This window comes from Sphingomonas sp. BK036 (genome assembly GCF_004216825.1).
Taxonomy (GTDB): domain Bacteria; phylum Pseudomonadota; class Alphaproteobacteria; order Sphingomonadales; family Sphingomonadaceae; genus Sphingomonas.
Genome location: NZ_SGXR01000003.1, coordinates 1250419 through 1273732 on the forward strand (window position 1 = coordinate 1250419; position 23314 = coordinate 1273732).

At 65.8% G+C, this 23314-nt stretch carries 25 protein-coding genes and 1 tRNA gene; 10 read left to right on the plus strand and 16 right to left on the minus strand.

The window, feature by feature from the left end:
• Window positions 1-3: 3 nt before the first annotated feature.
• The 5 genes from EV283_RS19080 to EV283_RS05955 all read right to left on the minus strand — a co-directional run bounded on the left by EV283_RS19080 (window position 4) and on the right by EV283_RS05955 (window position 3512).
• Window positions 4-525 (minus strand): hypothetical protein, encoded by a 522-nt coding sequence (locus EV283_RS19080; protein WP_165391698.1) that lies wholly within the window; start codon window positions 523-525, stop codon window positions 4-6.
• Between the two features lie 234 nt (window positions 526-759).
• Window positions 760-1044, minus strand: a complete 285-nt coding sequence (locus EV283_RS05940) for a CsbD family protein (protein ID WP_130323423.1) — start codon at window positions 1042-1044, stop codon at window positions 760-762.
• 34 nt (window positions 1045-1078) lie between these two features.
• Window positions 1079-2491 carry a mechanosensitive ion channel gene (locus tag EV283_RS05945; RefSeq protein ID WP_130323425.1) on the minus strand — a complete coding sequence of 471 codons (1413 nt, stop codon included), beginning with the start codon at window positions 2489-2491 and terminating at the stop codon, window positions 1079-1081.
• Window positions 2492-2556: 65 nt separating this feature from the next.
• Window positions 2557-2922, minus strand: coding sequence for a hypothetical protein (locus EV283_RS05950; RefSeq protein ID WP_242615801.1), 366 nt, complete (start codon window positions 2920-2922; stop codon window positions 2557-2559).
• A 516-nt stretch (window positions 2923-3438) separates the two neighbouring features.
• Window positions 3439-3512 (minus strand) — tRNA-Gln (locus tag EV283_RS05955).
• A gap of 186 nt (window positions 3513-3698) precedes the next feature.
• On the opposite strand from EV283_RS05955, the gene EV283_RS05960 reads away from it, so the two are divergent.
• Both EV283_RS05960 and EV283_RS05965 read left to right on the plus strand, forming a co-directional pair.
• Complete coding sequence (locus tag EV283_RS05960; protein WP_130323434.1) at window positions 3699-4754, plus strand: Ppx/GppA phosphatase family protein; 1056 nt, start codon at window positions 3699-3701, stop codon at window positions 4752-4754.
• Window positions 4751-5422 carry an RlmE family RNA methyltransferase gene (locus EV283_RS05965; RefSeq protein ID WP_130323436.1) on the plus strand — a complete coding sequence of 224 codons (672 nt, stop codon included), beginning with the start codon at window positions 4751-4753 and terminating at the stop codon, window positions 5420-5422. The genes EV283_RS05960 and EV283_RS05965 overlap by 4 nt, the downstream gene beginning before the upstream one ends.
• 433 nt (window positions 5423-5855) lie before the next feature.
• Here the strand turns inward: EV283_RS05965 and rpoZ are convergent, their stop codons facing one another.
• Entirely contained in the window at window positions 5856-6200 is a 345-nt protein-coding gene (gene rpoZ / locus EV283_RS05970; RefSeq protein WP_055882033.1) for a DNA-directed RNA polymerase subunit omega, read from the minus strand.
• A 119-nt stretch (window positions 6201-6319) separates the two neighbouring features.
• On the opposite strand from rpoZ, the gene EV283_RS05975 reads away from it, so the two are divergent.
• Entirely contained in the window at window positions 6320-7480 is a 1161-nt protein-coding gene (locus EV283_RS05975; protein ID WP_130323438.1) for a phosphatidylserine/phosphatidylglycerophosphate/cardiolipin synthase family protein, read from the plus strand.
• A 191-nt stretch (window positions 7481-7671) separates the two neighbouring features.
• Here the strand turns inward: EV283_RS05975 and EV283_RS05980 are convergent, their stop codons facing one another.
• Window positions 7672-8286: a methyltransferase gene (locus EV283_RS05980; protein WP_130323440.1), complete on the minus strand. Its 615-nt coding sequence runs from the start codon at window positions 8284-8286 to the stop codon at window positions 7672-7674.
• A 243-nt stretch (window positions 8287-8529) separates the two neighbouring features.
• Between EV283_RS05980 and EV283_RS05985 the strand changes: the two genes are divergently transcribed.
• From EV283_RS05985 to EV283_RS06000, 4 genes are all read left to right on the plus strand, one after another.
• A complete protein-coding gene (locus EV283_RS05985) occupies window positions 8530-8790 on the plus strand; it encodes an antibiotic biosynthesis monooxygenase (protein ID WP_347400204.1) in 261 nt (86 codons plus the stop codon).
• The gene (locus EV283_RS05990) at window positions 8787-10112 is read left to right on the plus strand and encodes an MFS transporter (RefSeq protein WP_130323444.1); all 1326 of its coding nucleotides are present in this window, start codon (window positions 8787-8789) and stop codon (window positions 10110-10112) included. Before EV283_RS05985 ends, EV283_RS05990 begins: the two co-directional genes overlap by 4 nt.
• Window positions 10113-10388: 276 nt before the next feature.
• Entirely contained in the window at window positions 10389-11828 is a 1440-nt protein-coding gene (locus EV283_RS05995; protein ID WP_130323446.1) for an ATP-binding protein, read from the plus strand.
• Entirely contained in the window at window positions 11818-12447 is a 630-nt protein-coding gene (locus tag EV283_RS06000; RefSeq protein ID WP_130323448.1) for a response regulator, read from the plus strand. The genes EV283_RS05995 and EV283_RS06000 overlap by 11 nt, the downstream gene beginning before the upstream one ends.
• Window positions 12448-12492: 45 nt before the next feature.
• On the opposite strand, the gene EV283_RS06005 is transcribed toward EV283_RS06000, so the two are convergent.
• On the minus strand, window positions 12493-14766 hold the full coding sequence (locus tag EV283_RS06005; protein ID WP_130323450.1) for a CDC48 family AAA ATPase: 2274 nt from the start codon (window positions 14764-14766) through the stop codon (window positions 12493-12495).
• Window positions 14767-15032: 266 nt separating this feature from the next.
• On the opposite strand from EV283_RS06005, the gene EV283_RS06010 reads away from it, so the two are divergent.
• Window positions 15033-15917: a LysR substrate-binding domain-containing protein gene (locus EV283_RS06010; protein WP_056418825.1), complete on the plus strand. Its 885-nt coding sequence runs from the start codon at window positions 15033-15035 to the stop codon at window positions 15915-15917.
• A gap of 288 nt (window positions 15918-16205) precedes the next feature.
• Here the strand turns inward: EV283_RS06010 and EV283_RS06015 are convergent, their stop codons facing one another.
• Window positions 16206-16664 (minus strand): peptidylprolyl isomerase, encoded by a 459-nt coding sequence (locus EV283_RS06015; RefSeq protein WP_056418828.1) that lies wholly within the window; start codon window positions 16662-16664, stop codon window positions 16206-16208.
• Window positions 16665-16772: 108 nt separating this feature from the next.
• Between EV283_RS06015 and mgtE the strand changes: the two genes are divergently transcribed.
• Together mgtE and EV283_RS06025 are read left to right on the plus strand one after the other, a co-directional pair.
• Window positions 16773-18182 carry a magnesium transporter gene (mgtE, locus tag EV283_RS06020; RefSeq protein ID WP_130323452.1) on the plus strand — a complete coding sequence of 470 codons (1410 nt, stop codon included), beginning with the start codon at window positions 16773-16775 and terminating at the stop codon, window positions 18180-18182.
• 31 nt (window positions 18183-18213) lie between these two features.
• Complete coding sequence (locus tag EV283_RS06025) at window positions 18214-18618, plus strand: DUF1489 domain-containing protein (protein WP_056418834.1); 405 nt, start codon at window positions 18214-18216, stop codon at window positions 18616-18618.
• 19 nt (window positions 18619-18637) lie between these two features.
• Here EV283_RS06025 and EV283_RS06030 read toward each other — a convergent pair whose 3' ends face one another.
• The 7 genes from EV283_RS06030 to fdxA form a co-directional block, all read right to left on the minus strand.
• Entirely contained in the window at window positions 18638-19360 is a 723-nt protein-coding gene (locus EV283_RS06030) for a DUF2807 domain-containing protein (RefSeq protein ID WP_130323454.1), read from the minus strand.
• 36 nt (window positions 19361-19396) lie between these two features.
• Window positions 19397-20128 carry a head GIN domain-containing protein gene (locus EV283_RS06035; protein WP_130323456.1) on the minus strand — a complete coding sequence of 244 codons (732 nt, stop codon included), beginning with the start codon at window positions 20126-20128 and terminating at the stop codon, window positions 19397-19399.
• A gap of 133 nt (window positions 20129-20261) precedes the next feature.
• Window positions 20262-20612, minus strand: a complete 351-nt coding sequence (locus tag EV283_RS06040; protein WP_130323458.1) for a Rap1a/Tai family immunity protein — start codon at window positions 20610-20612, stop codon at window positions 20262-20264.
• Between the two features lie 27 nt (window positions 20613-20639).
• A complete protein-coding gene (locus EV283_RS06045; protein WP_242615802.1) occupies window positions 20640-21410 on the minus strand; it encodes a hypothetical protein in 771 nt (256 codons plus the stop codon).
• A 56-nt stretch (window positions 21411-21466) separates the two neighbouring features.
• Window positions 21467-21778, minus strand: coding sequence for a hypothetical protein (locus EV283_RS06050; RefSeq protein WP_055882210.1), 312 nt, complete (start codon window positions 21776-21778; stop codon window positions 21467-21469).
• A gap of 324 nt (window positions 21779-22102) precedes the next feature.
• Window positions 22103-22636, minus strand: coding sequence for a CarD family transcriptional regulator (locus EV283_RS06055; protein ID WP_056018441.1), 534 nt, complete (start codon window positions 22634-22636; stop codon window positions 22103-22105).
• Between the two features lie 206 nt (window positions 22637-22842).
• A complete protein-coding gene (fdxA, locus tag EV283_RS06060; protein WP_031393648.1) occupies window positions 22843-23184 on the minus strand; it encodes a ferredoxin FdxA in 342 nt (113 codons plus the stop codon).
• Window positions 23185-23314: the final 130 nt, after the last annotated feature.

Consider the following 23314-nt stretch of genomic DNA (forward strand, 5'->3'; position numbering starts at 1 on the left):
AGCTTACGGCACTCCGAACTGCGACCAGGATAGCGTTTCCCCGGCGTCGAGATGGACCCAGAACGTGTGGCCACCGTGAAAGCTCGGAGAGCCGGACAGCAGGATAAACGCACGCTTCTGACCCGCGACAACTGGAAAGGTGATGCGGACGTTATGGTTTCCGGCCTGCCACCGCTGCGGGGCCGGGGTGATGCTACTAAGGCCCAGATCATCCACCAAGTCGCGTGACATCGTCACGGCGACCTGATCGCCGCCTGGCGGAACACGCGTTTCGAGCTTGATTGTCGTTGGCGCACCAGCCCTTACGACAGCGTCGTAATCCGCCGCGAGAGAGGCGTCGTGGTTCTGCGCATGCCGCTCGCTGAACAAGCCCGGACCAAGCAAACCGCCCACGCAACCGGCAATGAAGACGACCATCAGGCACCGGCCGATGACCTCGGCATGGCGCCAGCCATTCTCGAAGCGCGGGTAAAACCCGTTCTCGATTTCCTCTGGCATGGGCGGGTCGTCGTGAATGATCTTCATGTAGCCCCGCTCAATCTCCAGGGCACAAGGCGTGGCCGAAGCGGAAGTTCCTGAGAACTGAACACGTTATACGTTTTGTCCAGGCGCTATCCAGCGACGCCGAGCGCGGACGGACTGCTTTTCGATTTGGGAGAACATCATGCCGATCGTGGCAAAATGCCGCCACCAACTAAAAAACGACGAGCGGGGCAGCCCATTGCCACCCCGCCCGCCTTGAGCGTCAGGTTTGGCGGCTTATTTGCCGCGCAGGGTGTTGATTACCGGGATGCCCAGCACGCCAGCTACTGCCGCAGCGGTGAAGGGACGCTCCTTCGAGAACTGCCGGACATAGTCGATTAGCGGTTGGATAGTGTCCTCGACCACGTCCTTGGCCTGCCCAACCGTCTTTTGGATGGTGCCGCCGAGCTGGTCTGCGGCGCCTTCGCTCTGCAGCGACGTGTCGCCGACTGCGCTGCCCAACGTCTCCTTGACCTTGCCGCTGACGTTGGTGGCCGCACCAGTGAGGGTATCGGTATTCATGGGTGTTTCCTTTGTTTCTACAGGGAAGAGAAAGTTAGATCAGGGGGCGGTCGATTGAGTCCCGCGTCTCGTCACGATCGTCTCGACGGGCGAAATTGCTGTCGGCCTGACGATCGATCGAAGCCTCGTTCGCAGGCGCCATCGCTGTACGGCCGCCTTCGCCACCCTTGCTCGGGTTCGGCGTGCCGTCGGTCGGCTCGACCCCGTCGAGCATCCGCTTGACGGCGTTGCCGGCCGCGTCGCGACCGCCGAGACCGAACGCCAGCGCAAAGGCCACCGCGATCGCACCGAGCAACAACCCGAACGCCAAGTTGATGATGTCATCGGCCAGGCCCATGAAGCGCAAGCCGATCGCCGTGCCGAGCACGATGATGGCGGTCCGCACTACGGGCGCTGCGACGCGCGTGCCCTGGTCGCCGCTGCGCGCGATCGCGTGCGCCACGAACCGCGCGATCACGACCGATGCGAAGATGATGATCGCCCCGAACACGACCTGGCCAAACAGCGCCAGCACCTCGGCCATGATCTGCGAGCCATAGGCGAAGTTCAGCTGGCGGAAGGCTTCCATCAGGCCGAAGATCAGGATCGCGACAAACGCGCCGGTGCCGACCGTCTTCGATGGCACGAACGACGGAGCGGCGGTGCCGAGCTCGCGGCTTTCCGTGTTGCCGAAGATGCCGATCGAACCGATCGTCCGGTCAAACCCGGTCGTGGCCAGGAACTGCGTCAGCAGGCGCGATGCGAACTTGGCGATGACATACGCCACCGCGAGGATCATGCCGGCGGCGATGACGTGCGGAATGGCATCGAGGATGATGCGCAGCATGGCTGTCGCGGGCTGCGAGATCGCCGCGATGTTGAGCGTATCGAGCGCCGCGATCGAGACCGGAATGATGATCAGCGCGAACACGATGCCGCCGATGGTACGCGGCAACATCGTCGGGTCGGTCGGCGTGGTCCCGCCGACATGCGCCGAGAAGCGCTCGACATGGCTCGCCGTAATAACCGCCTCGACCGCCTTCTTGGCGACCTTGGCGAGGACATAGCCGAGGAAGAAGATCAGCGCGGCACCGATGATCCGCGGCACGGCCGTACCGAAGCCCCGCAGCATGTCGCCGAGCGGACCGGTTGCGCCGGTGAGCCCAAGCGGCTGCGTCGCGAGGAACAGCGCGATCAGGAGGACTACCCAATAGGCGGCATCGCCGACCTGCGCACCGATCGTGGTCGGGTTGCGCGGGTTTGCGTTCGGCTCGTTGGCATGGATCGCGAGCGGCGTCTTGTTGACCAGCTTCGCCACGCCCCATTTTACAGCGCGGGCGATCGCCCAGCCGATGACCAGGATGATCAACGCGGCGATGATCCGCGGCGTCCAAATCTCGACATAGCTCCAGGCTTGCGCCCCAAAATCGCGGGTATTCGATACCACCGTATCGCCCGCGTACGTCACGTCTTACATGATTTAGTCCTCGAAGCCCGAGACGGGCTGAATCCAATGATGACGAAGCGTCTCGATCAGAGCGGCGATGCCGGATCGGTGAGAATGCCGCAGGCGGCTGCGGCCTTGCCGACTTCGAGCGGCACCTTGGGATCCTTCACCTGCCCGGACACGCGGATAAAGTCGCTTGCCGTCAGGCGGCCCGGCGTCGTGTCGCCCTCGCGCGAGGCCTTGGCCGCGCGCCCGAGCTGCTGGAGCTGGCCGAGCGACAGGTTGGCCTCGAGCCGATCGCCGACGCACTGCGACTGGGCGGGCTGGAAGCCATAGCCTTCGAGCGAGGTCGCGATCTTCGCTGACGGATTGACGCATGCCGCGAGCGAGAGCGTCGCGATGCCGACAACGGCCATGCCTGCGGTCTTCCTGAAATTACGATCCTGCATCATAAAATGCCCCTGTTTCCTGGGGTCATAATCACGCCGGAATGGCTCATGATCCGATGATCCCGAGCGCAAAACCAGCCGATGCGTTAAAAGGTTTCTGGTATAATCGCCCGAATATCAGGTGGATAAGTACTAGTTTCGGGGCATTTTGGCCGTATCGAGGCGGATCGCGCCGTCGGACTCAGCGTGCACGTTGTATTGAAACGACAAGCTTTTCGAGCAGCACGCGCCTGGAGCTATCTGTCGCGCGTGCAGCCCTGTGACGATGCTACTCCACACCCGCTGCGTCATAAGCGCGGTTGCCGGGCTGCCGATCGATGCCGGGGGTTTGATACCCTCATGGCTCACGCCCGTCAGGCAGGCGCATTCCCTGACCGCTCAGGAAGCTTCACACGTTCCCGACCACCCGCGCCTGCGGAAAGCGGTTCGCAACCGGAGAGCGCCAAGCCTCAATACGCCGACGCGCAGCGACTGTGCCGCTTCCACGGAACTCTGCTTTGCGGAAAAAGGATAAAGCGCTGGATGCCCCGTGAGGATTCGAACCTCAATAGGCGGTATCAGAAACCGCAGTCTTACCATTAGACGACGGGGCATCAGCGAGGGCGGGCTCTAGTCGGGCGGTTTGCCGCTGTCAACGCCCAAGATGTTGCCGATGTGCCGCGTCGCTTGCGTAATCGCGCCGCTGCGCTACATTCGTGTCCAAGCACCGGGCGGGTATTTTCCCGCGGCGGCAGATATAGATAGCGAGTTTTACGGCGATGGGGGATGTTTCCGCCCGAATGCCGTTCCGGCAGGGTAGTCCTGCCCGTCCGGCGGCGAACCGACCCAGTCGTGGGCGGTGGGCCGATGCGCAGGCTTTTGCCGCGCTCGATCTCGGCACCAACAATTGCAGATTGCTGATCGCGCGACCGCAGGCGGGCGGATTCGCGGTGATCGACGCGTTCTCGCGAATCGTCCGGCTCGGCGAAGGGCTGGCCTCGACCGGTGAGCTGAGCGACGCGGCGATCGAACGCACGATCGCGGCGCTCCGCGTGTGTTCGGACAAGCTGCAGCGCCGCAACGTCACGCTGGCGCGGTCGGTCGCGACCGAGGCGTGCCGGCAGGCGTCGAATGGCCCCGCGTTCATCGCGCGCGCGCTGGCCGAGACGGGCATCCATCTCGACATCATTTCCGCCGAGGAAGAGGCGAGACTCGCCGTGCTCGGTTGCCACGCGCTGATCGAGCCCGGCGAGGACCCCGCGCTCGTGTTCGATATCGGCGGTGGATCGACCGAACTCGTGCTGGTCGATACCTCAACGCCGATCCCAACCGTGCTCGACTGGCATTCGGCGCCGTGGGGCGTGGTGTCGCTGACCGAACATGCCGGCGGCGGCGAAGGCGAGGCCGGTCGTCGCGCCGCCTATGCGCGGATGCGCAGCGTCGTCGCGGACAGTTTTGCAGGGTTCGCCGCACGGCTGCCGCGCAATATCGCGCGGCCGCGGCTGCTCGGCACCAGCGGCACGGTGACGACGCTGGGCAGCGTGCATCTCGGGCTCAGCCATTACGACCGCTCGGTGGTCGACGGGCTGATCGTGCCGGCGTCGGCGATGCGGCGGATCAGCGCCGACCTTTCCCATATGTCGATCACGGAGCGCGCCAAGCTGCCGTGCATCGGCAACGAGCGCGCCGACCTGGTGGTCGCGGGCTGTGCCATTCTGGAGACGATCATGGATTTGTGGCCCGCCGAACGGCTCGGCATCGCCGACCGCGGTATTCGCGAGGGGATCTTGCGCCGGCTGATGGGGGCACCCCGCCCCGGTGGCAAGCCCGGCAAAGCATCGAGCGTCGCGGCATGAGCCGGGGTGGCTCCGGCGGGCATGTCCGCGTCCTCACCGCGCGCAAGCGCACTGCGCAGTCGACTCGCTGGCTCGAACGCCAGTTGAACGACCCTTATGTGAAGCGCGCCAAGGCCGACGGCTATCGCAGCCGCGCCGCATACAAGCTGATCGAGCTCGACGAGCGGTTTGAATTGATCCGCGGATGCAAGCGCGTGGTCGATCTGGGGATCGCGCCGGGCGGCTGGGCGCAGGTGATCCGTCGGCGGATTCCCAAGGCGGCGGTGGTCGGGATCGATCTGCTCCCGGTCGATCCGATCGACGGCGTGACGATCTTCGAGATGGACTTCCTCGACGATGCCGCCCCCGGCAAGCTGATCGAAGCGCTGGGCGGCGCGCCCGACCTGGTGTTGTCGGACATGGCCGCGAACACCGTCGGCCATCCGCAGACCGATGCGCTCCGGACGATGGCGCTAGTGGAGACGGCGCTGCACTTTGCGTGCGAAGTGCTCGAGCCGGGTGGCACATTCGTATCGAAGGTGTTCGCCGGCGGTGCGGACTCCGAGCTGGTCGCGGAGATGAAGCGGAACTTCAAGACCGTGAAGCATGCCAAGCCGCCGGCGAGCCGGAAGGGCTCGGTCGAGTGGTTCGTGGTGGCGCAGGGGTTTAAAGGCCGAGACCCGAAATAGCATAGCTATTTCGGACTAGTCGACAGCCCGGCCAGCGTCGCGCAGCGACGACTGACGACGCGGCTTTGCCGCGGCGGTCTGCCTCAGGGTGATACTCGGCACGACATTAGCAAGCATGTTTCCCCGCGAAGGCGGGGATCCATATCCTTAGGCGGTCGCGATCTACGAGAGGCTAGCCAATATGGGTTCCCGCCTCCGCGGGAATGACGAGGGAGCCGGACCATCCCACGCGTGCCCTCACCCTTCCCACGGCAAGCGCCGCGGGCCCCTTCCCTCTCCCCTTCAGGGAGAGGGAATAGAAAAAGCCCGCGGACATGGGTCCACGGGCTCTCTCTATTTCGCGCGCGGCGGCAAAGCCGCGTCGTCGGTCGGGCGATGCCCGCCGGCCGGGTTTCGGCCGAGCCGCGGATTAGCTTTCGCTAATCCCGCTGCCTCAACCTTCGTAGTCCGCACCCAGATTCTGGTTCCGCGGCGGTGCAGCGGCAGTCAGGCGGAGCGCCTCGGCCGACGCAGCCAGGCTGCCGACGGCATCGACCTCGTCGTCGTCGTCGACGCGAACCTTCTGCAGGCCCTGGATGACCTGTTCCTTGAGATGCGCCGGCTTGACGTTCTCGTCGGCGATCTCGCGCAGCGCGACGACCGGGTTCTTGTCGCGGTCGCGGTCGAGCGTCAGTTCGGCGCCGCCCGAGATCTGGCGCGCACGCTGGGCCGCGAACAACACCAGGTCGAACCGGTTGGGGATCTTGTCGACACAATCCTCGACGGTAACGCGCGCCATGCGGCTTCCTTCGTAACAACGATAGAATGAGAATGCGTCGCCTACGGGCGATGGCCTGCAAAGTCAAGAAATCCGCCGCGGGTTGCCACCGCCGCCGCCGCGTGGTCATCACAGCCGTCATGGACGATCCCGCAGACCAGCCGACCTTTGCCGTCGACGGCAACCAGATGACCCTGCTCGACACCGGCCCCCGGCGGCTCGACGCGGTGCTGGCGCTGATCGATGGCGCCGAGCGGTCGTTGCGCGTGCTCTACTATATCTATGCCGACGACGAGTCCGGCAAACGCGTCAACGCCGCGCTGATCGCCGCCGCAAGCCGCGGTGTCGCGGTCGCGCTGATCGTCGACGGCTTCGGCAGCGACGACGCGCCACATGCCTTTTTCGAACCGCTCGAAGCCGCCGGCATTTCGGTATGCCGCTTCTCCGCGCGGTTCGGCCGCCGCTACCTGCTGCGCAACCACCAGAAGCTCGCGCTCGCCGACGAAGCCCGGATCATCATCGGCGGCTTCAACATCGAGGACGATTATTTCGGGACCGCCGCCGACCAGGCCTGGCGCGATCTCGGCCTGCTCGTCGAAGGGCCGGCGGCGGGGCGGCTCGCCGGCTATTTCGATGCGCTGAAGGACTGGATCCACGAACCCAAGGGCAAGCTGCGCAAACTGAACGCCGCGCTGTCGCACTGGAGCGAGACGCGCGGCGCGACACGCTGGCTGATCGGCGGACCGACCCGCAAGCTGTCCCCCTGGGCGCGCGCGGTGCGCGACGACATGCGGCGCGGTCGGCGGATCGACGTGATCGCGGGCTATTTCACGCCGAGCCCCACCTTGCTGCGGCGCCTCGACAAGGCCGGCCGGCGACAGGCCGAAGTCCGCATCGTCACCGCCAGCAAATCGGACAACAACGCGACGATCGCCGCCGCGCGGTTCACCTATGCAGGGCTGCTGCGCAAGGGCGTACGCCTGTTCGAATATCAGCCGACCAAGCTCCACACCAAGCTCTACGTGATCGACGATGCGGTCCATATCGGCTCGGCCAATTTCGACATGCGCAGCCTGTTCATCAACATGGAGCTGATGCTGCGGATCGAGGATGCCGCGTTCGCCGCGCATGTCCGCCGCTATGTCGACGGCGAAATCGCCAAGTCGACCGAAGTGACCGCCGCACTCTACCGCGCGAACACCGGCTGGGTGCAGCGGATCAAGCAGCTCACGGCCTATTTCGCCGTCGCGGTGGTCGACCCGAGCCTGTCGCGCGGGCTGAACTTCGGGATCGACGAATAAGGGCGGTCGGAGTCGAAGGACTTCCGCCCCCCTACGCCATCCCGGCTTTCGTCAGGATGACAGCCGAACTTCGAGCAATAGCAGCGCCGACGGCAAAGCCGCCGTCGGACGGGTTCGACTATTCTAGCCGACCCGCCGGCCGGGCCTGACGCTGCGCTTTGCGCACCGTCGCGGGCGTGGCCGCGGCTGCGTCAGTCCTTCCAGGCCCAGTAGAGCTGCGCCGGCGGCACGTTCCACCACTCCATGTCGTGATCGATCGACTCGAAATGCGGCGTGAGGAAGTCCTTCACCTTGGGCGAGAACTGATAGACCAGGAACGCACCGCCGCTGCGCAGCACCGCATGCGTCGCGGTCGCAATCGCCGGACCGACGCCGGGGGGCAGCGTCGAGAAGGGCAGACCCGACAGCACGTAATCGGCCTTTTCGAAGCCGTGATCGGCAACGATCGTCTCGACCGCATCGGCCGAACCGAGCACCGCGAAGAAACGCGGATCGGTGATCGTGTGCCGCAGATACTGGATGAACTCGGGGTTGGTATCGATCACCACCAGCTTGGCGTCGGGCGCCATACGGTCGAGGATCGGACGGCAGAAGGTGCCGACGCCCGGGCCATATTCGACGAACAGCTTGCAGTTCGCCCAGTCGACCGGGTCGAGCATCTTGCGGATCAGCTTGTCCGACGAGGGCACGATCGATCCGACCATGACCGGATGTTTCAGGAACCCTGAAAAGAACATCTGCCACGGGGACGGCACGCCGGCGGGTCGGCTGCGTGCACGCCGGGTGGCGGTGGTCGAACTGGGCATCGCGTTCCTTACGGTCAGGGGTCCCGCACGTTGGCGAGGCTTTGGCCCTCCCGTCGCACGAATTCCGAACGCGTTTCAAGGGCTGCGGGTTGCATCGGGCGACGAACCGCACCGGATGTCATGGTTCGCCAATCGGTTCTGCGGATTTGCCAAGCGCCGCGCTTACCCTAAACACCGGTCATGCAGGACGATCGGACAGGACAGGTCGCCGTCGTTTTCGTGTCGTTCCGTAACGATGCGGACATGACCGGTTACGCAGACGCCGCCGCGGCGATGGACGCGCTTGCCGCGGCACAGCCGGGCTATCGCGGAGTCGACAGCGCGCGCGAGGCGGACGGCATGGGCATCACCGTCAGCTACTGGGCGGACGACGACGCCGCGCTCGCCTGGCGCGACCATCCCGACCACGCCGCGATTCGCGACCGGGGCCGCGTGCTCTGGTACGATCGCTATACGGTGACCGTCGCACGGGTCGAGCGCGCCTATGCCTGGGCGCGATCATGACCGGAATGTCGGCCGAAGGGCCCACTACCGATACACCGAAGATCGACCGGCGATTCGCGCTGATGTTCCTCGTGATGCTGACGATCGCGGCGGGGAACACCGCGTTGCAGTCGGTGCTGCCCGCGCTCGGGCGATCGCTGGGCGTCGCCGACAGCGCGGTCGCGGCGGCATTCTCGGTCTCCGCGCTGCTGTGGGTGATCGCCGCGCCGTTCTGGGCAAATCGATCGGATCGCCACGGCCGGCGCGCGATGATCCTGCTCGGCGTCGGCGGGTTCAGCGTCTCGCTCGCATTGTGCGGCGTGTTCCTGCTCGCCGGGATCAACGCCTGGATCGGCGGCACCGCGGCGTTCCTGTGCTTTATCGGCGGACGGCTGATCTACGGGACGTTCGGCGCCGCCGCGCCACCCGCGGTGCAGGCACTGGTCGCGGGCGAGACAACTCGCGAGGAACGGACCAAGGCGCTGACCTTGCTCGCCTCCGCGTTCGGCCTCGGCACCATCCTTGGCCCAGCGATCGCGCCGTATCTGATCCTCGGCTCGATCGGCGGGGTCGAGATCGGGCTCGCCGGACCCGCCTTCCTGTTCGCGGTGTTCGGGGTTGCGGTGTGGATCACGGTGCGGCGGATGCTCCCCGACGACAAGATCGTGCCCCCGCACGAGACGCACGGCGCAAGCTCCGCCTATCCCTCGATCGGCGGCGCGCCGACCGGGGCCTCGGTTGCCGCCGCGACGGGGTCGCATGTCGAGCATGTCGGCTACACCGATCCGCGCATCCGTGCGTGGATGATCGCCGGGCTGGTGATGGGCCACGCGCAGGCAATGACGGGGCAGGCGATCGGCTTCCTCGTGATCGACCGCCTCCACCTCGCGCCGGCGCTGGCGCTCGAGCCGACCGGTATCGTCCTGATGATGGGCGCGGGGGCGGCGTTGCTCGCGCAATGGGGAATCATCCCGCGGCTCAACATGACGCCGCGGCAATTGGTGCTGACCGGGCTGGTGCTCGCCGCAGTCGGCACCGCGCTGACCGGAATCGCAACGTCGCTCTACACGATCGCGACCGCCTATGCGCTGGCCAGCCTCGGCTTCGGCTTCACGCGACCCGGCTTCACTGCCGGCTCCTCGCTCGCGGTCGGCGCGAATGCGCAGGGCTCGGTCGCGGGCAAGGTGACGTCGATCAACGGCGCGAGCTTTGTGTTGGGGCCGTCGATCGGCGTCGGTCTGTACGAGGCGCAGCATTCGCTGCCCTATCTGGTCGCGGGCGCGGCGTGTGTCGTGATGATCGGCTATGCCTATGTCGCGCTCAAGGACGCCAGGGACGCCTAGCCCGTAGCCGCGCGGGTCGGGCCGAGCAGCAAGCAACACCGCGCACGCTTGTTTATATGCACAGTATTGGAGGCTTCAATCGCGGCCCATGACTTAACCAAAGTCAATAATCACGTCCGTATTCCCCCAAAATGAGGGGATTGTCCTGGCCGCGCGCCCATCGAACTTTTTCGTTTGCCCCAAATCTGAACGTTTTAGACATGACTCGGCCCGCCGACGTTATTGACTAACCGCGCGTTAAGCACAGAATAGATCCGAAATGGATTAAGGTGGGCAATGCAGCGCTTCTGGGAGATGATCGACGATGACGCCGCGCTCGCCGATCCCGAAACGGGGTGGTTGGTAGCGGCGGCCTCGGGCGTTGCCGCGCTCAGCGCGACCTGGCTGGCGCACACCCTGGTCGCTGTGAACCTGCCATTCCTGTTCTGTGTTGCCGCCGTCATCGCCAACGCCGCACGACGCGGCCTGATCGCGGGCCTTGTCGCAGCGGTGCTGTCGCTCGCCGGCACGATGCTCATCGCGGAATGGAGCCATGCGCTGGTCAACCCGCGCAGTGTCGCGCTCGTATCGCTGTTCTGCGTCATTGTTTCGATCGGCGGCGAAACGATGAAGCGATTGCGGCGTCGCGAACAATATGCCGCGATCAACGCCTGCCGACGCGAGCGCATCCTTCGGATCATCTTCGATGGTTCGCCCGCGGTCATGCTCATCATCGATTCGTCGGGCGATATCGTCGATGCCAACGAGGCCGCATGCAGCCTGTTCGAGCGACCGCGCGAAGCGTTCATGGGGGAGCGGCTCGAACAGCTCGTTCCGACGCACGCGCTCAAGACGAACGCGCTTCACACGGTCGTCCTGCCCAGCGCAAAGCGGTTGCGCCTCGATATTCGCGACACGTCGCTGCTGATCGGTACGCACCGCTTCAGGATCGTCTATGTCCGCGACGAGACCAAGGCCGTCCTGTCCTCCGAACGGCTCGCCATGGCGCAACGCGAGCTGTACCAGATCTCCCGCGCGACCGCGCTGGGGCAACTCGGATCGTCGATCGCGCACGAACTCAACCAACCGCTGACCATCATCGCCAATTATGCGGGCGTAGCGCGTGCGGTGCTGGCCGCCGACACGCCGGACCTTGCCGCCGCGCGCGAAGCGATCGACGATACGCTGGCGCATGCGTTTCGCGCCGCGACGATGCTGAAGCGGCTGCGCAACTTCATCGGCCGCAAGCCTCCCGTCCTGCAGCAGGTCGATGTCCGCACCTTGCTCGAAGAGTCTGCGAAACTGGCGGCACTCGCCGCCAAGGGCGTTCGTGCCGAGCTCCAGACCGATCTGTCCCATGTCGATTTCGACGTGTCGGCGGATGCGATCCAGCTTCAACAGGTCATTCTCAACCTCGTCATCAACGCCGCCGATGCGCTGCGCGGGTGCGACGATCGGCGGATCCGCCTCCAGGCTTGGCGCACTGCGACGGGGGATGCGACCTTCGCCGTCGAAGACAGCGGCCCGGGCCTTCCCCCAAAGCTTCGGCACGACGTCTTCGCCCCCTTCCAGTCGACCAAGACCGACGGGGTCGGCATCGGCCTCGCGCTCTGCCGGACGATCATCGAGGGGCATGGCGGGCGTATCTGGTGCGACGACGACACGGAATTGGGCGGTGCGCGATTCCTGTTCACCGTGCCGCACACAGCGATAGGAGGCACGACGCATGCTGCCTGAACGCCCCGTCTACATCATCGACGACGAACCCGAGATGTGCCGCTCGCTCTCGCTGCTGCTCTCGACCGATGGGGTGCCCGCGCGATCGTTCGGCTGTGGCGAGCTGTTTCTCGATGCGCTCGATCAGTTGCCGCCCGGGATCCTTATCTGCGACGTCATGATGCCCGGGATCTCGGGGATCGAAGTCACGCGCACGGTGGTCAAACGCGGCCGCACCGATCCCGTGATCATGATTGCCGGGCACGCGGACATTCCCCTCGCGGTCGAAGCCATGCGCGCGGGCGCGATCGACTTTATCGAAAAGCCGTTCGAGGCCTCGACGATCCTGAGCGCGATCGCGTCCGCGCGGTGCTGGCCGCCGCTCCACCAGACCGACGTCCTTGCCGAGGAACTCCCGTTTCGCGAACGTCAGGTGCTGGAACTCGTGGTCTCCGGCCTGACCAGCAAGGAGATCGCGCGCGAGCTCGACATCAGCCCGCGCACCGTCGAGACCTATCGCACCAAGCTGCTGAAAAAGACCGGCGCCAGCAGCACCGCTCAACTGATCCGCTTCGGGCTGCAGGCGGGCGCCGGCCGCCTCTCCTTCACGGACCTCGGCGTCACCAACCCGGACGAATAGCGCCGGCATGCCCCCCCTCTCCCGGCTGGGAGAGGGGGGACACCGTCAGTCTTCAGTCTTGCTGGGGAACGCAAAGCCCAGCGGCTGGATCGCCGTGGCGTCCTGCTTCAGCCGCGCGGCCATCTGCTCGTACTCGCGCTCGGTCTCCGGGGTGACGCTTGCGCGCGACTCCTTCAGTGCACCATCGAAGTCCGCCATCGTCACGTCGGTCGAGTCGATCGACCGCCGCAACGCGACCAGGCCGGCGCGGCGGACGACATCCTCCAGATCCGCGCCGCTGAAGCGGTCAGTCCGCTCTGCCAGCCGGTCGAGATCGACGTCGCTCGCCAGCGGCATCTTCTCGGTCTGGATGCCCAGGATCCGCCGACGCCCGGCCTTGTCGGGAACGCCGACATAGACGAGCTCGTCGAACCGCCCCGGCCGCAGCAACGCCGGGTCGATCAGGTTCGGCCGGTTGGTCGCACCGATAACGACGACCGATTGCAGCTCCTCCAGCCCGTCCATCTCGGCCAGGATCGTGTTGACGACGCGCTCGGTCACCTGCGGCTCGCCCGCACCGCTGCCCCGCGCGGGCACCAGCGAATCGAGCTCGTCGATGAAGATCACGCACGGCGCGACCTGACGCGCGCGCTGGAACAGCCGCGTGATCTGCTGCTCGCTCTCGCCATACCATTTGCTCAACAGGTCGGACGATTTGGTGGCGATGAAGTTCGCCTCCGCCTCGCGCGCGACCGCCTTGGCCAGCAGCGTCTTGCCGGTGCCGGGCGGACCGTAGAGCAGGAAACCCTTGGCGGGCCGGATGCCCAGCCGGCGGAACGCATCGGGGTTCTTGAGCGGCAGTTCGACGCCCTCCTTCAACCGCATCTGCGCATCGTCGAGACCGCCGACATCGGCCCAGCGCACGGTCGGCGCCTGCACCATGACTTCGCGCATCGCCGATGGCTGGACGCGTTTGAGCGCACCGAGGAAATCCTCGCGCGTGACCGACAATTCGTCGAGCACCTCGGGCGGGATCGTCCGCTCCTCGAGATTGAGCCGCGGCATGATCCGCCGGACCGCCTCGATCGCTGCCTCACGCGCGAGCGCGGCGAGGTCGGCGCCGACGAAGCCATAGGTCGTGCGCGCAAGCTCATCGAGGTCGACCCGGTCGCCGAGCGGCATGCCGCGTGCGTGGATGCCCAGAATCTCGCGGCGGCCGCGTTCGTCGGGGACGCCGACGACGATCTCGCGGTCGAACCGGCCGGGACGCCGCAGCGCCTCGTCGATCGCCTCGGGCCGGTTGGTAGCGGCGATCACGACGAGGTTCGCGCGCGATTCGATGCCGTCCATCAACGTCAGCAGCTGCGCGACGAGGCGCTTCTCCGCCTCGCCAGACACCTGGCCGCGCTTGGGCGCGATCGAATCGATCTCGTCGATAAAGACGATCGACGGCGCGGACTTCGCGGCTTCCTCGAATACCTCGCGGAGGCGCGATTCGGACTCGCCATAGGCCGAGCCCATGATCTCGGGACCGTTGATCAGGAAGAACTGCGCATCCGATTCGTTGGCGACGGCGCGCGCGAGCCGCGTCTTGCCGGTGCCGGGCGGGCCATGCAGCAAAACGCCCTTGGGCGGATCGACGCCGAGGCGCTGGAACAGTTCGGGATAGCGCAGCGGCAGTTCGACCATCTCGCGCAGCTGGTCGATCGTCTGCGCCATGCCGCCGATATCGTCGTAGGTGACGTCGGCACGACGCGCGGCCTGCGGCTCCTCGTACTCGGAGCGCAGCTCGATCTCGGTATTCTCGTCGATATGCACCACGCCCTTGGGGCTGGCGGCGATCACCGCGAGGCGGATTTCCTGCAACGCATAGGCCGGCGCATTCATGAACTGCTGGACGCCCGGCGGCATGTTGCCGACTCGCTGATGCCCCGCGGTTGCGACGATATCGCCCTGGCAGATCGGCCGGCCGAGGAACGTGCGCTTGAGTGCGTTGGTAGACCCCTGGAGGCGGAGATTCTGCTGTGCAGGCGCGAAGACGACTCGCGTCGCGGGCTTCGACTCGGCCTTGCGCACCTCGACGAAATCGCCCGAGCCGACACCGGCGTTTGCGCGCTGCAACCCGTCGATGCGGAGGATGTCGAGGCCTTCATCTTCTGGATACGGCCCGACGGCGCGCGCGGGCGTGTTCTGCTTGCCGAGGATTTCGATCACGTCGCCCTCGCCAATGCCCAGCGTCGCCATCAGCGCACGGGGAAGGTGCGCTAGCCCGCGACCGCTATCCTCGGGCCGCGCATTGGCGACCTGAATTTTCCGCGTGGGGATTTCGCTATCGGCCATATCGACTCCATTCGCATTCCTAGCGCCCGAGATAGGGCGCCGGTTCCGATGGTTCGAGGACTTGAAAACACAAAAAAAGGGCCGGCCAATGAAGGCCAGCCCATGAAAGTTTTTAGGAGAGGATGCCTGAAAGGCGAGGTCTTTTTGCGTCGGGACGGTTGATGTTGCAAGTGCGAAGGGATCAGCTACGATTGCGCTAACTGCAATCGTATGTCTGAATGCGTTCAGCGGTCATCGTCACACCTAGTCGAGTCGAAAGAGGAATCATGCGCAGGCTGCCGCCATTGGGGGCTATCGAGGCGTTCGTGCAGGTCGCGCGGCTGGGGTCAATCAAGGCCGCGGCCGAGGATCTGGCGCTGTCCGCGCCCGCGCTCAGCCGGCGCGTGCAAAGCCTCGAGCGCTTCATCGCCAAGCCGCTGTTCGCGCGCCGGCATCAGGCGATGGTGCTCAACGCGGATGGCGAGCGGCTGCTCGCGCAGATCGCGCCGGTGCTCGACTCGCTATCGGATGCGGTCGAATCGCTGACGAGCACCACCGAGGTGCTGCGGCTACGGCTCGGGATCCTGCCGCTCTATGCATCGCAGAAGCTCTTCCCGCGGCTCGGCGAGTTGCGGACCACGCATCCCGAGCTCCATCTCGACATCGATACCGCCGCGCATCTGGTGTCGCGGCTCGGCGATGGGCTCGATGCGGTGATCGCCTTGTCGCGCGAGATCGATCCGTCGCTTTATGCGCGGCGGCTCGATCGAAACTCGGTCTATGTGATCGGCGCGCGTAGCCTGCTCGAGCGTGCCGACCCGGTCACGCGTCCCGAACAGCTCGCGACGCTGACCGCGCTCGTGCACCGCGACATGACGGATACGTTCACGGCGTGGCGGACGGCGGCCGGGCTCGACGAAATCGAGCCGCTGGCGATCGATCATTTCGATTCGGGTGCGCTGATGCTCGAGGCCGCCGCGCAGGGCCTGGGCGTCGCGTTCATGCACGCGAGCCATTTCGCCGACGCCAACGATCCGCGGCTGGTGCGGCTGTTCGATATCGAGGTCGAGAGCCCGTACAGCTACTGGTTCGTCTGCCGTCCACGCGCGCTGCAGACCAAGCCGGTCAAGCTGTTCCACGATTGGCTGATCCGGACCTTGGCCGAAGTCTGACCGCTACTTCGTCCCTAGCCCGCAGCACGTCACCCCAGCGAAAGCTGGGGTCTCCCCGTTGGGAAGGGGCGCGGCTCGAACCGGGAGATCCCAGCGTTCGCTGGGATGACGGGTGGGGTTTGGGTTGATGGTGGTGGTGGGTTGGAGGAAAGATAACACAGCAACCGCGACACGCTCCAAACCCCAAGCGCGTCGCGGCTAAGCCGCGCCGTCGGACGGAGCGTTGCTCCGCCGGCCGGCTTCGGCTGTCTCCGACGCAGCCTTTGCTGCGCCGGTGCAGCCTTCAGCTCAGGCTGCGCGGGCCTTGACGATCTTGCCCGGTGCGCGCGGCGGCTCGCCCTTGGGGAGCGCGTCGATCAGGTCCATGCCGTCGGTGACTTCGCCCCACACGGTGTACTGCTTGTCGAGGAAGCGCGCGTCGTCGAACACGATGAAGAACTGCGAGTTCGCCGTGTCGGGCTGGTTGGTGCGGGCCATCGAGCACACGCCGCGGACATGCGGCTCGGCCGAGAATTCCGCCTTGAGGTTGGGCTTGCTCGACCCGCCGGTGCCGTCGCCGCGACCACCGTCACCGCCCTGCGCCATGAAGCCCGGGATCACGCGGTGGAAGGGCACGCCGTCGTAAAAGCCTTCGTTCGCCAGCTCGGCAATCCGCTCGACATGCTTGGGCGCGAGATCGGGGCGGAACTTGATCGTGACGTCGCCGCCGTCGAGGGTCAGCGTGAGCGTTTCGGGGGTGTCAGCCATTCATGTTCTCCTGAATTGATGAGGCGCAGATAGGGAGCCGCACTCCGACTGGCAAATGCACGCGCGCCGCGTTAGGGCCCAAGCGCATATCTTTTAAGGGAGGCAGCCATGAGCGAACTCGAGCTTCCCGAGGTCGAAACCGACACCCAACCCGAAACGCAGCTCGATCGCGACGATCATCTGCGGCCCGAATTCGTCCGCGCGGTGCTCGACGCGGTCGAGGATGGCGACGACGAGGCCGCGCGCGCGCTGGTCGAGCCGCTCCACCCCGCCGACATCGCCGATCTGTTCGAGCTGACCCCGCAGGAGGATCGCGCCGCGCTCGCGCGTGCGGTCACCGACCTGCTCGGCGGCGACGTGTTCGCCGAGATGAACGATTACGTCCGCGAGGATCTGATCGACGCACTCGAGCCGCACCAGGTCGCCGATCTGGCGTCCGAGCTCGATACCGACGACGCGGTCGCGATCATCGAGGACATGGGCGAGGACGAGCAGCGCGCGGTGCTGCGCGCGCTCGATCCCGACGATCGCGCCGCAATCGAGGAGGCGCTGAGCTACGCCGAGGAGTCCGCCGGCCGCCTGATGCAGCGCGAGCTGATCGCTGTCCCCGAGCATTGGACGGTGGGCGACGCGATCGATTATCTGCGCGGCCATGAGGAGCTGACGACCGATTTCTGGGAAATCTTCGTCGTTGACCCTGCGCACAAGCCGATCGGCACGTGCCAGCTGTCGTGGATGCTGCGCACGCCGCGCGGGATCGCGATCGCCGACGTGATGAAGCGCGAACAGACGCTGATCCCGGTCGACATGGACCAGGAAGAGGTCGCGCTGCGCTTCCAGAAATACGCGCTGATCTCCGCCGCGGTGGTCGATCATGGCGGCCGGCTGGTGGGCATGATCACGGTCGACGACATCGTCCACATCATTTCCGAAGAGGCGGGCGAGGATACGCTGCGTCTGGCAGGCGCGGGCGACGGCGACATCAACGAGCCGATCCGGCTGACCGTGCGCACGCGGTTCACCTGGCTGGTGGTCAATCTGGGCACCGCGATGGTCGCGTCGTCGGTCGTCGGGCTGTTCCAGGGGACGATCGCGAGCTTCGCGCTGCTCGCGGTGCTGATGCCGATCGTCTCGGGGATGGGCGGCAATGCGGGGACGCAGACGCTCGCGGTGGTGGTGCGTGCGCTGGCGACCAACCAGCTGACGAGTTCGAATACCGCGCGGATGATCGGCCGCGAATTTCGCATCGCCGCCGCGAACGGCGTGATGCTGGGGACGCTGATCGGCTTCGGCACCTATGTGATCTTCCACAACCCCAATCTGTCAATCGTGATCGCCGCAGCGATGCTGACCAACAACATCGTCGCGGGGCTTAGCGGCGTGCTGGTGCCGGTGACGCTCGACAAGTTCCGGATCGATCCCGCGGTGTCGTCGGCGGTGTTCGTGACGACGATGACCGACACCATGGGGTTCTTCTCGTTCCTCGGCCTCGCGTCCTTATGGGGCCTGCACGGTTGATCGGCGCGGTTTAAGGCCCATTTCCAGCGACATGCCGCTTCACCTCACTAAAGTCGCGTTCGGCGCGGACAGCGTCGACCATCTCGCCGAGCGACTCCGGCTGCGCGGTGAGGAGGGGCCGGTGTTCCTGACGACGCGCTACCTGCCCAAGCGGCACGAGGAGGTGGCCGGGCAGGGCTCGATGTTCTGGATCCTGAAGCACCAGCTGATCGCGCGCTCGCCGATCCTCGGCTTCGGCGAGGCGGAGGGTGGGCGAGTCGCGATCCATATCGATCCCAAGCTCGTACTCGTCCAGGCCCGCCCCAAGCGCGCGCATCAGGGCTGGCGCTATCTCGAAGACGCCGACGCCCCGCTCGATCTGGGCGGCGATGCAAGCGGGCTCGACGTGATGCCGCCTGCGCTGATGACGAAACTGGCCGAACTCGCGCTGATCTGAGCGGCGCGCCTGTCTGGTCTCAGGAAGGCGCGCCCGCTTTCCCGCACACGACCGGGCCGCCCGCCGCGGCATCCACCCGGCATTTCGCAGCGCCGGTGACCGTCACCGTCCCCAACCCGCTGTTCGTCACCTGCGCGGTGTAGCGCGCCGCCGCCTTCGTCTCGCCGACCCCGTCGAGATGGACGGTCAGGTCGTTGACCGCCAGCGCCGATGCGTCGATCGCGCCCGGCCCGCTCGTCACCAGCCGCGCCCGCGCCGCACGACCCGCGAGCGTCATCTGGCCCGTGCCGATCAGCGTCGCATTCAACTGGTCGGTATCCGCGGCAGCAACCGACAGGCTGCCATTTCCGCTGACCGTCACGTCGACCCGCATGCCGCGCATCCTGGCGATCGTCAGCCGTCCACCCGCCGCGACGCTGGCCGAAGTCAGCCCGGGCGTCGACAGCGTGATCACGATCGGTCCTGTCCCCCGTCCCTGCTCACCCCGCGGCTGTTCGCCCCAGCCACCCGCACCTTTGCGTACCGACAGCGTCGTACCGTCGACCCGCACCGCCACCCCCTGAGTCGCACGGGAATCGCCGGTGATCGTCGCACGCGGCGAGCCGATCGTGACACGGACCTCGAACGGCCCCTCGACCCGCACCCGGTCGAAGCTGCCGACCGACTCGGTCCGGCTTGCGGTGGAGGGCTGTGCGAACGCCGGCGAGGACAGGAGCAGCAACGGCGCGAGCAGATATCTCATGCCCGCACCGTCGCCGCTCCCGCCGCATCGCGCAAGTCAGCTCCCGCAGCGCACGCTGCCCGAGCCCATCTTGGAGATCGTGCAGCGCGAGCGTGGGCCGAGGTCGACATCGCCCGACCCCATCATGTCGACCTTGGCAGGGCCGTCGACGACCGCGCGGACGCTGCCCGAGCCTGCGATCTCGACCTTGGCGGACTTCGCCTGCAGCCGCGTGCCATCGACGTCGCCCGAGCCCGCAATCTCGACGTTCAGGTCGCGCGCGGTGCCGCTGGCGCGCGCGGTGCCCGAACCCGCGATCGAGAACTTCGCCGCATCCACCTGCACCGCGGCGATCGTCAGATTGCCCGAGCCCGCGATCCCGCCCTCGAACGCGCTGCCCTCGACCCGGTCGACCGCCATGTTGCCCGAGCCGGAGACGGTCGCCTCGCTCAGCCGCGGCAGCGTGACGTACACCTTGACCTTGGGCCCCTTGCTCCAGCCGAACCCCGTCCCGTTCTTGCGGCCGATGTCGAGCGTCGCGCCGTCGCGCGCGATACGCAGCCGGTCGAGCTGCTCGGTCGGCCCCTCCGCGCGGACCGAGAAGCCCGTGCCGACGCGAACGTCGACATCGTCCGAGCCGCGCAGGTCGATCTGGTCGAAATCGGCGATCTGGAAGGTGCGCGTGGTGCCCGACCCCAAGGCGGCGACACCCGACCCTTCCGAGTCGCTGTCCCAGCCGAACGAGCAGGCCGCGAGAGGAATGATCAGCCCAAGCGCAAGAAAGTTCATCGCATCCTCCTGTGTGTTGCTAGAACAATACACCTGATCGGAAGCGGTGCCAAGCGGATTTGCGCGCGAGGATTACAGGGGATGGTGGCGATACGCCCCGGTCAGCGGCGTGATGCCAGGACCGATCGTCGCGCTATTTGCGCTTGCACGGATAGGCGTCGCGCAGCGCATCGCGCACGACGAAGGACGGCGCACCGGTGCCCGTCTTCTTGGCCCGCGCGCGCAGATAGCTGCGCACGGTGGCCGCGACCTTGATGTTCGAGACACTGGCCGGCAACGGACAGATGTCGCCCGCCAGCGACAGTGCGTCGAACTCGCCGAGGATGTACCCGGTGCAGAAATTCGCGTTCGGATCGCTGTCCTTGCCCTGGCAGAATTCGAGCAGCTGTTGGGTCGTGAGCGAACTCACCACCACCGGTCGATCGGCCACGCGTTTAGGGGCTCGATCGGCCGCGGTAAGTGCGGCAAACATCAGCAGGATCATCGTTTTCCCTTCGCGCCGGACCGCACTTCAGCGCGCGACGGCGGCACTGACATAGGGCAGCAGGCGCACGCGTGGGAACACGTCGTCGAGCGATTTCGTGTCGGGCAGGATGTAGACGACGCCGCCCTTCTTCTGGAACGTCGGCGTCAGCGTGCCGGTATAGAATTTGGTGCCGACGTTGATGCAGCCGAAACTGATCCGGTTGTCGTCGGGCGACGGCGACAACAGCCGTTCGACCCGGTGCTCGCTCTTGTGCGTGGTGATCACCGCATGCAGCGCCACCGAGTTCGAATAATCGACCCAGATCACGCGCTGCCGACCAAAGGCGCGCCCGAACTTCGCGACGAACCGCCCCGCGGGCGTCGTCCGCTCGGCCGGACCGATATCGGCCAGGTCCTTGGCGCCGATGCCCGGCGAGGAGTCGTCGCCGATGCCGACGCCGAGCAGGACGGGTGTCACGCCCATGAAGTCGCCCTTGCCACTGAAGAGCAGCAACGACGCCGCCTGCTTGTCGATCACGACATAAGGCAGCCCGCCATTGTCATGCTCGGCCGCGATCCAGGCGATCATGCGGCTCGCCGGCTCCGATTGCCGCGGCAACACCAGCGGCGGCGCCACAACCTTGGCGGCCTTGGCGCGCGCACGCTTTGGCTGCACGCCCGGCTTGGCTTTGCGCGACTTGGTCGCAGCAGTAACGGTGCCCGCCCCCGCCGACGCCACTTGCGGCGCGACGAGGGCAAGCGATAGCGCCAGGCCGAAGCCTGTACGACACGCGCGACGGGACACCCCGGCGGACATCACGATGCGGATGTCCGGCCGGGCCGTCCGTCGATGCAGGCGTTCGCGATGATGGCTTAGCCGCGCGGCTTGCGCTGGCGCTGCTTGGCCTGCATCTGCATCTGCTGGTCGAGGCCATCGACGCGGCTGTTGATCTGGTCGATCCGCTGGCCGTTCTGTTGCGACTGGCCGGCAGCAGCCTGGGCCTGGGCAAGCGCCTGGCCCGACGTGCCCTCGACGGTCCGCAGCTGGCCGTCCAGGCCGTCGATGCGCGTGTTGACCACGGCGATCTGCTCACGGACGAAGCCCTTGGTGGCGCAGCCACTCAGACCGATCCCGGCGATCAGGATCAGGGCAACCGTCGGGTATTTCGGGAGATTCGAACGCATAAACTTATCCTTCCAAAACTGGATGGCGTCAGTCAGCGGAGAGTCGGCGGAATGACAATCGATATCCGGCGAGACGTTCGTACCGTGCGGTGAGAGTTGGTCGGCACCGGTATCTAGGACAGCATTGCAGGTGCAACGAGTCTGGCAGTTGCTTTCTTTGCCTATAGCAAGCTTAGGTTCAGATAAGCAGTTCTCGACTCGCCGAGTCGAACATATACTTGAATATGCCACCCCGGCCCGCGCCACTGCTTCTAAAAGCCGCGCACAACGAAAAAGGGCGGCCCCGCAGGACCGCCCCTTTCGTCTCGGCAAGATGCCCGGGCGTTACGCCGGCACCTTGTCCTTATTGTAGATCGCAGCCGCCGCGCGAAGGATGTCGAGGATCTTCTCCTGCGCCTTGGGCTCGTCAATCTCTTCCATCGCGGCCAGTTCGCGTGCGAGCCGGCTGGTCGCGCCTTCGAAGATCTGGCGCTCGGAATAGCTCTGCTCGGGCTGGTCGTCGGCACGGAACAGGTCGCGGACCACTTCGGCGATCGACACCAGGTCGCCCGAATTGATCTTCGCCTCATATTCCTGCGCACGGCGCGACCACATGGTGCGCTTGACCTTGGGCTTGCCCTTGAGCGTGTCCATCGCCTCGCGCATCGTCTTGTCCGACGACAGCTTGCGCATGCCGACGCTTTCGGCCTTGTTGGTCGGCACGCGGAGAGTCATGCGCTCCTTCTCGAACCGCAGGACGTAGAGTTCCAGTGTCATGCCGGCGATTTCCGAGCGCTGGAGCTCGATCACACGGCCGACCCCGTGCTTTGGATAAACGACGAAATCACCGACATCGAAGGACAGTGCCTTGGCAGCCATTTGGGGCCTTTCCGGATCAGGCCTCCACGCGACGCCTCGACGAAGGGCTCGTCGCTGCTGCATCGGGGGGAGGGATAGGTCTAACTCACGCCAGGCGCACGACTATCGTCATCGCACCCGTCACGGACCCGAATAGCAGCTTTGCAACAAAATTACCAGCCGAACATGGCAGTCGGCTTGCCCCATCCGGCAATTCGTATGCGATATCAGTCGCCTGCACCGGGTTCCGGCGAGAAATATTTGTCGAACTTGCCCTCGACGCCCTTCATCGCATCCGCGTCGGGGGGTGTCTGGTTGTCGTTGCGCGTGACGTTGGGCCATTGCGCCGAGAAAGTCGTGTTGAGCTCGAGCCACTGCTCAAGCCCGCTCTCGGTGTCGGGCAGGATCGCTTCGGCGGGGCATTCCGGCTCGCACACGCCGCAATCGATGCACTCGCTGGGATTGATCACCAGCATGTTCTCGCCCTCGTAGAAGCAATCGACCGGGCACACTTCCACGCAGTCCATGTACTTGCAGCGGATGCAGGCGTCGGTGACGACGTAGGTCATTATGAGAACTCCTGGGCCGGATTCCTTTCCGGCGACGAATGCGGCAGCGACTATGCCCGCCTGCCCCTCGCGTCAATCATAGCAAGCCTTCTGCGAGACGTTATCAAGCTTTCCCGTCCCCTAAATCCTC